This window comes from Dokdonella sp., from assembly GCF_044227025.1.
GTDB lineage: Bacteria > Pseudomonadota > Gammaproteobacteria > Xanthomonadales > Rhodanobacteraceae > Dokdonella_A.
In genome coordinates this window covers 155,702-167,446 of the sequence record NZ_JBGAFX010000002.1, presented here as the reverse complement: position 1 = coordinate 167,446, position 11,745 = coordinate 155,702, and the positions used below count along the sequence as shown (strand labels likewise).

Sequence of the window (11,745 nt, the reverse complement as noted above, 5' to 3'; positions counted from 1 at the left end):
CCAGCTTAGCGCTTCGACCTCATTCCCGGGATGGGCTGGAAGTCATTCGACGGACCGATATCGGCCTGCCTCCGCTCAGGGTTTTTGCTGCGTTCGCGCAACCCAGCGCGCGGCACGGCGACCGAGTTCGATGCCGGGGCGTTCGAAGAAGCGGTACACGAGCGTCGCGAGTGCCGCGGTGATCAGCGCATTCACGAGCAGGTAGACGCCAAGATGCTGCGCTCGCAACGCCGACTGCGGCGGCAGCCGCTGCAGGGCCCAGAGCAGCAGCATGAAGACGACCGGATGGAACAGGTAGATCGAGTAGCTGATGCGACCGAGCCAGTCGGTCACGCGCGAGCGGATCTGCACGAAGCTGACCCCGACGACGAACACCAGCAGCCCGAGCGCATACGGGATGGTCGCATTCCCGGCAAACCCGATCGCGAGGGTCGCGCCGAGCGGAAGGATCAGAAGATGCCACGCCAACAGCCCGTACACGCCGTTGCGCAGCCATCGATCGCCACGACCGCGCTCTTCCACCAGCGATTGGCGATACAACGCACCGAGCAGCATCAGTGACAGATTCAGCAAACCGAACGCGGTCGCCGAACCGATGGTCGACCGTCCGGTCAGCCAGTGCACGAACATCTCCGCCGAATGGACAAGAGTGAATGCGACCGCGAGCAGCAGCCACCGGCGCGGTTTGTCGAAACTGCGAAACACGAGCAGCAGCACGCACAACAGGTAAAACGCCCACTCGACCAACAAGGTCCAGTACAGCCCGAGCGCACTGCGCGCACCGAGGAAATCCTGCAACAGCGTCAGCCCGATGAGAAAATCACGCACGCCGAACGGCAGGCCCCAGATCCAGCAGGTCGCGAACGCACCGAGCGGTATCGACAGCCAGTACGCCGGGTAGATGCGGAAGAAGCGCCGGATCAGGAAGGTGCCTATCGGCGCGGGCCGCTCGGGGTGAATGCTGAACGGGATCACGTAGCCGCTGACGAGGAAGAACGTGACGACGCCGATGCGCCCGAAATCGAGCGCGGCGCTCCACTCGACCATCCAGTGCCCGGACACGCCAGCGCCAAGGCCCACGAACGCATCGGCGACGTGACGCCAGAGCACGAGCAGCGCCGCGATCGCGCGCAAGGCATCGATGTGGCGCAGGCGATGATCGCCCGCCGCCGAATCGTCCACGATGGCTTCCCTCATGCGCGACGCATCACAGCGAAACCCGCCCGCGCAGGATGTCCGCGTACATCACCCAGTCGCCGGCCAGGCTGTAGAGCGGATGGCTGAACGTCGCCGGCCGGTTCTTCTCGAACACGAAGTGGCCGATCCACGCGAAGCCGTAGCCGCACGGCGGCGCCAGCCACAACCAGCGTGCATCGCGCGTGGCCACCGCGACGGCGCACAACATCAGCACGAGTGTCGTGCCGACGAAGTGCATGCGCCTACACATCGCGTTCGCGTGCTCGGACAGGTAGTACGGATAGAACTCGCGGAAATTCGCGTAGTGCGCCATGTCAGTGCTCGGGCAGCGGGATGAATTCGCTTTCGCCGGGGACCTGGCCCATGCCCTGCGCCTGCCACGCCGCCTTGGCGCGCTCGATGCGCGCCTTGTCGGACGCAACGAAGTTCCACCACAGCGTGCGCTCGCCATCGAGCGGCGCGCCGCCGCACAACAGCACCTGCGCGTCGGTGGAAGCGACGAGCGCGACGTCGGCATCACCGGCAAGCACCACCATGCGTTCGGGCGCGACCGGCATGCCGTCGACACGCACCTCGCCCGCGATCACGTACAGCGCGCGTTCGGCGTGCTCGGGCGGGATGTGCAGGGTCGCACCGGCCGCGAGCCGTGCATCCGCGTACAACGTCGGCGTATAGACGCGCACCGGCGACTGCATCCCGAACGATTCGCCCGCGATCACGCACAGGCGCACGCCATCGCGCTCCGATTGCGGCAAGCTGCCCGCACCGTGATGGAAGAATCCCGGATCGGCCTCCTCGTGATCGCGCGGCAGCGCAATCCAGGTCTGGATGCCGTGCAGGCGATGGCCGGCCGCGCGCTCGGGCGCGGGCGTGCGTTCCGAATGCACGATGCCGCGCCCGGCGGTCATCCAGTTGACGTCGCCCGGTCGGATCACCTGCTCGAGGCCGAGGCTGTCGCGATGGGTCAATGCACCCTCGAACAGGTACGTCACGGTGGCGAGGCCGATGTGCGGATGCGGACGCACGTCGACGCCGCGTCCCGGCGCGAAATCGACCGGCCCCATGTGGTCGAAGAACACGAACGGGCCGACGTGCCGGCGCAGGCGGAACGGCAACAGCCGACGCACCACGAAGCCGTCGCCGAGATCGTGCAGGCGTGGTTCAATCAGCAGGGAGGTCGCGTCGCTCATTCCGTCTCCGGCACGGAAAAGGCGATCATGCCAGTTTCGCGCCGCGCCGTGCTCGCGTCGATTGCAGCGACGCCAGCGAACACGGATGGAGCGCCCGCGACCACCAAACCATCGCAGGCTCCACCTCGTCAATAGGCGCGGATATCGCGTGGCGGATCACGCATGAACGCGGTCCACTGGCGCGCCAGTCCCGACAGGCCGCCGGGATAACCGGCATCGAATACCTTCTCGGCCAATACCGGCTCGCACGGCGACATCGCCTGCGCCGCAAGCACCCCGGCCAGCGAGGACTGGCCCGCGCGGTCGCGCATCAGCAGCGCGATCAACGCATACGCACGCAGGTAGCGGCGCTCGCGTTCGCCAGCGGCGGTAGTCTCGGCATAGAAATCCGACCCCTCACGCGACAAAAGGTCGACCAGCGCTTCGCTGCCGTCGCCACCAGGGGCCGCGCCGATCAGGCCGGTGCGCTGCGCGCCGACATCGATCTGACCACCCATGCCTTCGGTCCGATAGCGCCCGAAGTATTCGGCCATGCCTTCGTTGAGCGACACCGGCAGGTTGCCGATCGACTCATGCACGAGCGCATGGGTGATCTCATGGCGCAGCACGGCGAAATTGATCTCCTCCGCCTCCTGCATGCGCACGTGGATCGTGCGATCGGCGGTCGAATAGGCACCGCTCGATTTCGCCAGCGCCGGCTCGCCGACCACGCGTGCGTACGCCTGCTCCGAGCGCACGAACACGATCTTCAAGGTCATTCCGACCGGAACCGGAACGCCGAGCGCGTCATGCATCAGGCGTTGCACGCCGAGCGCATCGGCGACGGCGCGTTGCTGCAACTGGTTCGGCAGGTCGACGTCGTAGCCGCTGGCCTGCACCACGATCACCGGCGCGGCAACCATCGCGATGACGCGCTGGTCCCTCGCGTTCGCGGGCGGTGCCTGGTCCGAGTAGTGGGTGATGCCGGCGGCGTCGACCCATCGATGTACCGCGACCGGAGCGTGTGGTTTCGAAGATTGCGTATGCGCGAGGCAAGCAGCCGATTGCAGCGGCAGTGCCGCCTCGATCGCACGCCGCAGTACATCCGCCGGAGCCGGCGTCGGCGCCGGCGCCGAAATTTCAGGCGTGGCCTCGCGCGTGACCACGGCCGGCCCGGTTTCGACACCTGGTGATGCCTGGACGACCGGCTCCGCAGGCACCCGGCGGTCGTTGCAGGAGCAAAGCAACGAAGCGGCCAGCGCGACGACGAGCGACGATGAGCGGAAATGGACGGGCGGCATGTCCCATTGTTCCCGATTGCGGTCCGCTTGTCCGCGCGTCGTGTCCGGTTCGTTGCGGTTAAGACGCACTGTCCGACGATCGGCGGAGGCCCAACGGCGTCCAGCGCCGGTGTCGCCACCCCGCCCAACCCGTTCGGAGGACTGACATGAGCCGCTACATCGCCACCATCGCCGCACTCCTGCTCGCCAGCGCGACTGCGCAAGCGCAGGACCAAAGCACGACCTACCAGACCCCGCGGGGCGAAGTCACCGTCAACTCGGGCCAGCCGCAGCCCCGGGACTACGGGCCCGCGCCGTCGTTCGCCCAACTCGATCGCAACGGCAACGGGTACATCGGAAGCGATCAGGCGGACGCCTATCCGCCGCTGGCGAACGATTTCATCCATGCCGACGGCAATCGCGACGGCCGCATCAGCCGCGCCGAATACGAACGCTGGGCAGCGCACCGGTAATCGATGGGCGGGTGCCGTCCTCCCCACGGGCGGCACCCGCGGTTCAGTACCGCACCCAGCGGGCCCGGCGGAAGCGCCAGTCCGCCCCGATCCGCACCCAGCCTGCGCCCACGTAGCGATAACCCGCACGCGCCGGCACCCAGTAGCCATCGACCCAGACATGGCGATGACCGTTCCAGCGCCAGTATCCGGGCGCCCATACCTGGCCGACACGCACGCCGACACGCTCGACCCGCAACGGCGGTGGCGCGACACCGATTGATACGCCAACCACCGCACGCGCCTGCGCCGGCGACGGCGCAATGGCCCCGCCCGCAACAACGATCGCCAAGGCTGCCCACAATATCCCGCTGCGCACGATCCGCTCTCCTTCCTCGTTCGGGCGATATTGCCCTTGCGCGTCAAGAACGCGCGCACTGGCGGAGAGTTGACCGCGCTCGCACGCGACATTCAGTTGCGATCAAGCGGCAACCCGCGGTACGCACCGTGTTTCGGCTTCGCAGGATCTCGTTCCGCTGCGCTCAACATGCGGTTCGCAAGCAGGGTTCCGGCCGTTCAGTCCGGCTTCGCACCGGACAGCTCGGCAAGACGGCGCGCGCGTTGCGGCGCCGGCAAGCGCGCGAGCGCGCGCACGTCCTCGTGGAACAGGGCCCAGTCGGCGCCATCGCGCGCAAACAACGCTGCGAATGCATCCGTCCAGCGATCATACAAGCCGAACGGGACCAGGCTTGCGTTGTTGATCGGCGCCGCGACGAAGGCATCATAGGCATCATCGCCATTCCATTCCTGATCACGCAGGTGTGCGTAGCGTTCGCGGAACGCATCGATCTCCTCGTGCTTGCGACGACGCAGCACTGCATCGGCCTGCCCGGTTGCATACAGCGCGCGCAGCCGCTCGCGCAGGTCCAGCACCAGATGCGTGAATGCGCGGTCCTGCCCGCTGGTCGAAACCGGTGCCGGCAGGTGGTTCGCAGCATGCCAGTCACGCAAACCCTGCATGGCCACGAAGCTCGCGTACGACTCGTTGAACGCGCTGTCGTCGCGCAGGTACACCTTCTGATGCGCTAGCTCGTGGAAGACCACGCCATCAAGTTCATCATCGCCACCCCGCAGCATGCTCGAAACAATCGGATCGGCGAACCAGCCAAGCGTCGAGAACGCGGCGACACCGCGCACCGCGGTGTCATCGCCCTGCTCCGCAAGACGCTTCGCCTCGCGCTCGGCCAGCGTCCTGTCGAAATAGCCAAGATAGGCAACGCAACCGGCGATCGGAAAGCAATGCGTGACCGGTTCGACCGAGAACTCCTTCGCCGCGAACACGCTCCACGTCACGAACGGCCGGTCGAGCTGCACGTAACTCGTATAGCTTCGATTGTCCGGCAAATCGAGCCGCTCGCTGGCGAAGCGCCGTGCGGCCTGCACCCGGCGCAAGCGCTCGCGCACGCCGGCTTCGATCCGCTCGTCGACGATCGCGCGCGCGATCGGTTCACGCCGCGCTAGCAGCGACAACTGGCCGTGGCCGACATGCGCGTAGTAGCGCAGCGGCGCGCAGCCGCACAGGCCGACGAGGGCGAGCAACCCGGCGACGCGCGTCAGGCGCATGCGTTGCTACAACTCGAACTGCTCGTTGAGGATGCGCTCTTCGAGGTTGTGCTCGGGATCGAACAGCAGGGTCACGGTCTGCTCATGCGATTCACGGATGCTGACCTCGATCACGTCGCGCACTTCATGCGAGTCCGCCGTCGCACTGACCGGGCGCTTGTACGGGTCGAGGATCTCGAACTTCACCTCGGTGATCGCGGGCAGGATCGCGCCACGCCAGCGCCGCGGCCGGAACGGACTGATCGGCGTCAACGCGAGCAGGTGCGAACCGAGCGGCAGGATCGGCCCGTGTGCCGACAGGTTGTATGCGGTCGATCCCGCGGTCGTGGACACCAGCACGCCGTCGCACACCAGTTCCTCGATTTTCGCGACCCCGTTCAGCAGCACGCGCACGTGCGCGGCCTGCTTGGTCTGGCGCAGCAGCGACACCTCGTTGAATGCGAGCGAGCTCGTGCTGTTGCCGGCTTCGGTCACGGCTTCCATCTGCAAGGGGCGAAGGATCGTCGGCTGCGCCTGCGCGATGCGCGCCTCGAGGTCGTCGAGGCTGAGCTGGTTCATGAGGAACCCGACCGTGCCGAGCTTCATCCCGTATACCGGCAACGCACGCGCCCGATGACGATGCAGGGTGCGCAACATGAATCCGTCGCCACCGAGCGCGACGATCACGTCGGCGTCGTCGAGCGGGACCTCCCCGTAGCGCGCCACCAGAGCGACGCGCGCCTCGGCGGCTTCCTTGGTCTGCGCGGCGACGAAAACTATGCGTCCGGACATGCGGGCAACCAGGAAGGGGCGTCAACCCTGATTCTCGGCTGCGCGGCGCGCCATGTGCAACCGCGAATGCAGGGTGGGCCAAGGCCCACCGCTCCTCGATATCCGCAAGGCCAGTCGCGGCTCATCGGCCAACCATCCTTCCGTATCGCCAAAAGGCGTGGGCCAAAGCCCACGCCCGGCACACCCTACGCCGCCTTCGTGGCGGCCTGCACCAGTTGCGCAAAGCGACGCAGCGCGACCGAGGCGATCGGGTAGTCGACCGTCTGCGACCGGATTTCCTCCAGCAGGCCAAGCGTGAACTTCAACGTCGGATCGTCGCGTTCGAGCCAGCGCGCAACCGGGTGGGCTTCGGACGGAGCAGCGGCGGCGAGGACCTGCCGGGTCAGCGCGCGATGCTGCGAAGCGAGTTCGTCACGCAGCGAGCCACGTGCCTGCGCATGCCAGCGGCTTTCGACCGGCAGGTTCTCGATCTGGCGGCGCAGGCCGTCGATGTCGAGCGCCTGGCCGAGTTCGTAGAACACCGAGGCCACGCGCTCGACCTTCTGGCCGCTTTCCAGCGCGATCTCGACGATGTCGAACGCCGCGCCGAGTTCGGCGATCCTGGCGAGGCGGTGCGCGAGTTCGCCGGGCACGTCCATGCCTTCCCACTTCTCGACGTCGACGTCGTAGTCGGCGCGGCTGTTCGCGGTCAGCACTCCGGGCAGCGCCGCCGAAAGTTGCGCGACACCCGGCGAATAGCGTTCGACGATACCGGCGATGTCGAGGTTGGAGCCGCGCTGGTTGAGCAGCCAGCGGGTCAGGTTGCGCAGCAGGTCCCACAGCTTGAGCAATGCATCGATCTGCACACTCTCGGCAATCTTGCCGTCGAGCGCCTCGATGCCGGCCCATACGCTGCGCGCATCGACGATCTCGCGCGCGGCCGAGTACGCCTTGGCGATCGCCGCCGGCCCCTGCCCGGTGTCTTCCTGCATGCGCAACACGAAGGTCGCGTCCATGCGGTTGACCATCGAGTTGGTGACGACGGTGGCGATGATCTCGCGCTTCAGACGATGCCGCTGCATGTGCGAGGCATATTGCTCGCGCAACGGCTCCGGGAAATAGCGCACGAGTTCCTTCGACAGGAACGGATCCTCCGGCACGTCGGAATCGAGCAGTTGCTGGAACAGCTTGATCTTCGAATACGACAGCAGGACCGACAGTTCGGGGCGCGTCAGGCCCTGGTGGCGCGCCTTGCGTTCCGCGAGTTCGGCATCCGAGGGCAGGAATTCGATCTGCCGGTCGAGCAGCCCCTCCGCCTCGAGCGTGCGGATGAAATGCGCGTTCGATCCGAGGCGATGCGCCGACATGTGCTCCATCACGCTGATCGCCTGGTTCTGCCGGTAGTTGTCCGACAGCACGAGGCGCGCGACTTCGTCGGTCATTGCCGCGAGTTGGGCGTTGCGCTGATCGACGCTCAGTTCACCGCGTTGTACCGCGTCGTTGAGCAGGATCTTGATGTTCACCTCGTGGTCGGACGTGTCGACACCAGCCGAGTTGTCGATGAAGTCGGTGTTGAGCAACACGCCGTGCTGGGCCGCCTCGATGCGGCCGCGCTGGGTGAAGCCGAGGTTGCCGCCTTCGCCGACGACCTTGCAGCGCAGCTCGCGTCCGTTGATGCGCAACGCGTTGTTGGCGCGATCGCCTACGTCCGCATTGGTTTCGGCCTCGGCCTTGACATAGGTGCCGATGCCGCCGTTCCAGAGCAGATCGACCGGCGCTTTCAGGATCGCGCTCATGAGTTCGGTAGGCGTCAGCTGCGCGGTTCCGTCGGCGATGCCAAGCACGCGGCAGATCTCCGGCGACAACGGGATCGTCTTCGCGCTGCGCGCGAACACGCCGCCACCTGCGGAGATCAGCGACTTGTCGTAGTCGTCCCACGACGAGCGCGGCAACGCGAACAGGCGCTCGCGCTCCTTGAACGAGACGGCGGCATCCGGGTTCGGATCGAGGAAGATGTGGCGGTGGTCGAATGCGGCGACCAGGCGTATGTGCTTCGACAACAGCATGCCGTTGCCGAACACGTCGCCCGACATGTCGCCGACGCCGACGCAGGTGAAGTCCTCGCTCTGGCTGTCGCGGTTCAATGCACGGAAATGGCGCTTGACCGACTCCCAACCGCCCTTCGCGGTGATGCCCATCTTCTTGTGGTCGTAGCCGACCGAGCCACCGGACGCGAACGCATCGCCGAGCCAGTAGCCATGCTCCGCGCTGACGCTGTTGGCGATGTCCGAGAACGTGGCGGTGCCCTTGTCCGCGGCAACGACCAGGTAAGGATCGTCGGCATCGTGACGCACCACGTCGTGCGGATGCGCGACCTTGCCATCGACGAGGTTGTCGGTGATGTCGAGCAGGCCGTTGATGAACATCTTGTAGCAGGCGACGCCTTCGGCGAGCACCGCATCGCGATCGCCACCGGCGGGCGGATGCTTGACGAAGAAACCGCCCTTCGAGCCGACCGGCACGATGACGGTGTTCTTGACCATCTGCGCCTTGACCAGGCCGAGCACTTCGGTGCGGAAATCCTCGCGCCGGTCAGACCAGCGCAAGCCGCCACGCGCGACCGGTCCGAAGCGCAGGTGCACGCCCTCGACGCGCGGGCCGTACACGAAGATCTCGCGGTACGGTCGCGGTTTGGGCAGGTCCGGCACCTTCGACGAATCGAACTTGAAGCTGATGTACGGGCGTGGCGCGCCGTCGCGACGCTGGAAATAGTTCGTGCGCAGGGTCGCGCCGATCACGCCGAGGTAGGCGCGCAGGATGCGGTCCTCGTCAAGGCTCGACACATGCTCCAGCAGCGCCTTGATCGCACCGATCAGGGTCGTGATCTGCTGCACGCGCGGCATCGCGCGCACGCCCGCGAGATCCTCGACGAAGCGCGGCAGCTTCTTCAGCACGTCGGCGGGAACCAGCGCGGACAGCTCGCCGCCAAGGCGCGCCGCCGCATCCTGCTTCGCCGCGGCATCACCGCTTTCGCGCGCCGGATCGAAACCGGCCTCGAACAGCTCGACCAGCAGTCCGGCGATGGCCGGATAGCGGTTGAGCGTCTCTTCCATGTAGCTCTGCGAAAACGTCACGCCGGTCTGCAACAGGTACTTGCAGTAACCGCGCAACACGCTGACCTGGCGCCAGTCGAGGCGCGCACCGAGGATCAGCTTGTTGAACGCATCGTTCTCCGCGTCGCCGCGCCAGATGCTCGCGAACGCGTTCTCGAACGCGTCGCCGACCTGGTCGATGTCGAATGCGCAACGCGTCGCCGCCTGCACCGCGATGTCCTGCACGTAGACCGGCGCGTCCGCGAGCCTGAACTCGCTGAGTTGTTCGGTCAGCACCTTGAGGCCCATGTTCTCCAGAAGCGGAATCACCTCGGACAGCGCGATCGCCCCGCCCTGGCGGAACACCTTGAACTGCAGGATGCCGGGTTTGTGCAGCGAGGGAGCGAGGCTGAGCTTGATGTCGCCGGCGCCATTCAGGCTCGCCGCCAGCGCGAGGTCTTCGGCGGCGACGCGCGGCGTCGCCGCCTCGATGTAGGCCGGCGACAGCGCGCGCGCGTGGCGCGCGAGGGCAAGGCCGTCGCTCTCGCCGTACACGGCGGCGAGCGCGTCGCGCAGTTCATCGTGCCAGTTGCGGACGATCTTGCCGACCTCGGCCTCGAGCGCCGCGACGTCGTACTCGACCAGATCGCCCGGTTTCGGCCGGACCACCAGATGCAGTTGCGCCAGCGGTGACTCGCCGAGCTGGATGGTGGAATCGACGCGCTCGCCGTGCAGCGCGTCCTTCAGCAACGCCTCGATCCGCTCGCGCACTTCGGTGTTGAACCGGTCGCGCGGCAGGAACACGAGGCAGGAATGGAAGCGTCCGTACTTGTCGCGGCGCATGAACACGCGAGTGCGCGGGCGCTCGCCGAGCGCGAGGATGCCAGTCGCGGTAGTGAACAGTTCGTCTTCGCTCGCCTGCAGCAGTTCATCGCGCGGCAGCAGCTCGAGCACGTGGCGCAGCGCCTTGCCCGAGTGCGATTCACGACGCAGGCCGGAGCGCTGCATCACCGTCTCGACCTTGCGACGCACCAGCGGCACGTCCTGCGGACGCGCCATGTACGCATTGGTGGTGAACAGGCCTAGGAACCGCTGCTCCACCACCGGCACGCCGCTCTTGTCGAAACCGAGCACGCCGATGTAGTCCATGTAGCCCGGACGATGCACGTGCGAACGCGCGTTCGTCTTGGTCAGGATGATCGCGTCCATTGAACCGGACTGCGGCAGCGCCGTCGCGACCAGCGTGCGCAGCGAGCGCGGCGCGAGCGAACGTTCGGAGCCATGCAGGATGCCGAGGCCGGAACCGTCGACCGCCTGCAGCACTTCGTCGCCGCCAACCTTGCCGACCGCGTATTCGCGGCAACCGAGGAAGGTGAAATTGTCGTTTGCCGCCCAGCGCAGGAAATCCTGTGCCTCGGCGACGCCGGCGGCATCCACCGGCATCGGCTTGCCCGGCAGCGAGTCAGCCAGTTCGAGCATGCGCGTGCGCATGGCCTGCCAGTCGACGACGCTGGCGCGCACGTCATCGAGGGCGGCGGCGATCGCGCCGTGCAGGCGTTCGAGCTCGGCGTTGTCGCTGGTACGGTCGATCTCGAAGTGCATGACCGACTCGGCCATACCCTCGTCCGCCTGCGCCGGAGCGACCGATTGCAGGCGCCCGGCCGCGTCGCGTCCGATGCGATAGACCGGATGGATCACCGCGTGGATGCCGAGCCCGGCATCGGCAATCGCCATCCCGACCGAATCCACCAGGAACGGCATGTCGTCGGTGACCACGTCGATCACGGTGCGCGCGCGGCCGGTGCCGATCATCGGATTCGAGACGCGCACCTTGGCCGTTCCAGCCTCCCGCTCGCGCATGAAATCGAGCGACCCCTGCACCAGCGCGGACCACTCCGCCGGGGTGCGCTGCGCGATCTCGTCGGACGGGACGCGCTGCATGAACTCGCGCGTGAACGCCTGTGCCTGTTGCAGCGCATCGCCAGTCAGCTTGCTGGAGAGATGGGTGAGGATCGGATCGACGTGCGTGCCGGACACGGCGTCTGGAGAGGTCATGAAGGGGTCCGAAAGTGGGGAAATTCGCGGGTCCGCAAGGATACGCCGCACTACGCGGCGAATCCACACAGGCGCACGGAACACGAGAGCGCGATGGCGCGGGTTCTTGACAGCGCGATGACGCGCG

At 66.8% G+C, this 11,745-nt stretch carries 9 protein-coding genes; 1 reads left to right on the top strand and 8 read right to left on the bottom strand.

The window, feature by feature from the left end:
* Positions 1–75: 75 nt before the first annotated feature.
* The 4 genes from ACILRJ_RS05045 to ACILRJ_RS05030 form a co-directional block, all read right to left on the bottom strand.
* Complete coding sequence (locus tag ACILRJ_RS05045) at positions 76–1,182, bottom strand: acyltransferase family protein (RefSeq protein WP_395681021.1); 1,107 nt, start codon at positions 1,180–1,182, stop codon at positions 76–78.
* 25 nt (positions 1,183–1,207) lie between these two features.
* Positions 1,208–1,510 (bottom strand): Mpo1-like protein, encoded by a 303-nt coding sequence (locus tag ACILRJ_RS05040; RefSeq protein WP_395681019.1) that lies wholly within the window; start codon positions 1,508–1,510, stop codon positions 1,208–1,210.
* Between the two features lies 1 nt (position 1,511).
* Positions 1,512–2,387 (bottom strand): pirin family protein, encoded by an 876-nt coding sequence (locus ACILRJ_RS05035; protein WP_395681017.1) that lies wholly within the window; start codon positions 2,385–2,387, stop codon positions 1,512–1,514.
* Between the two features lie 128 nt (positions 2,388–2,515).
* The gene (locus tag ACILRJ_RS05030) at positions 2,516–3,667 is read right to left on the bottom strand and encodes a DUF4124 domain-containing protein (protein WP_395681015.1); all 1,152 of its coding nucleotides are present in this window, start codon (positions 3,665–3,667) and stop codon (positions 2,516–2,518) included.
* Positions 3,668–3,813: 146 nt separating this feature from the next.
* Between ACILRJ_RS05030 and ACILRJ_RS05025 the strand changes: the two genes are divergently transcribed.
* Entirely contained in the window at positions 3,814–4,119 is a 306-nt protein-coding gene (locus tag ACILRJ_RS05025; protein ID WP_395681013.1) for a hypothetical protein, read from the top strand.
* A gap of 43 nt (positions 4,120–4,162) precedes the next feature.
* Here the strand turns inward: ACILRJ_RS05025 and ACILRJ_RS05020 are convergent, their stop codons facing one another.
* The 4 genes from ACILRJ_RS05020 to ACILRJ_RS05005 form a co-directional block, all read right to left on the bottom strand.
* Positions 4,163–4,477 (bottom strand): YXWGXW repeat-containing protein, encoded by a 315-nt coding sequence (locus ACILRJ_RS05020; protein WP_395681011.1) that lies wholly within the window; start codon positions 4,475–4,477, stop codon positions 4,163–4,165.
* A 197-nt stretch (positions 4,478–4,674) separates the two neighbouring features.
* Positions 4,675–5,721: an aminopeptidase gene (locus tag ACILRJ_RS05015; RefSeq protein ID WP_395681009.1), complete on the bottom strand. Its 1,047-nt coding sequence runs from the start codon at positions 5,719–5,721 to the stop codon at positions 4,675–4,677.
* A gap of 6 nt (positions 5,722–5,727) precedes the next feature.
* Positions 5,728–6,492 carry an NAD kinase gene (locus tag ACILRJ_RS05010; protein ID WP_395681007.1) on the bottom strand — a complete coding sequence of 255 codons (765 nt, stop codon included), beginning with the start codon at positions 6,490–6,492 and terminating at the stop codon, positions 5,728–5,730.
* Positions 6,493–6,677: 185 nt separating this feature from the next.
* Positions 6,678–11,618, bottom strand: coding sequence for an NAD-glutamate dehydrogenase (locus tag ACILRJ_RS05005; protein ID WP_395681005.1), 4,941 nt, complete (start codon positions 11,616–11,618; stop codon positions 6,678–6,680).
* Positions 11,619–11,745 lie beyond the last annotated feature (127 nt).

What these genes read in the sequence shown, in the direction of transcription:
- ACILRJ_RS05015 (WP_395681009.1), bottom strand. Translation starts at nt 5,721, where the DNA reads ATGCGCCTGACGCGCGTCGCCGGGTTGCTCGCCCTCGTCGGCCTGTGC.
- ACILRJ_RS05040 (WP_395681019.1), bottom strand. Translation starts at nt 1,510, where the DNA reads ATGGCGCACTACGCGAATTTCCGCGAGTTCTATCCGTACTACCTGTCC.
- ACILRJ_RS05010 (WP_395681007.1), bottom strand. Translation starts at nt 6,492, where the DNA reads ATGTCCGGACGCATAGTTTTCGTCGCCGCGCAGACCAAGGAAGCCGCC.
- ACILRJ_RS05005 (WP_395681005.1), bottom strand. Translation starts at nt 11,618, where the DNA reads ATGACCTCTCCAGACGCCGTGTCCGGCACGCACGTCGATCCGATCCTC.
- ACILRJ_RS05035 (WP_395681017.1), bottom strand. Translation starts at nt 2,387, where the DNA reads ATGAGCGACGCGACCTCCCTGCTGATTGAACCACGCCTGCACGATCTC.
- ACILRJ_RS05025 (WP_395681013.1), top strand. Translation starts at nt 3,814, where the DNA reads ATGAGCCGCTACATCGCCACCATCGCCGCACTCCTGCTCGCCAGCGCG.
- ACILRJ_RS05030 (WP_395681015.1), bottom strand. Translation starts at nt 3,667, where the DNA reads ATGCCGCCCGTCCATTTCCGCTCATCGTCGCTCGTCGTCGCGCTGGCC.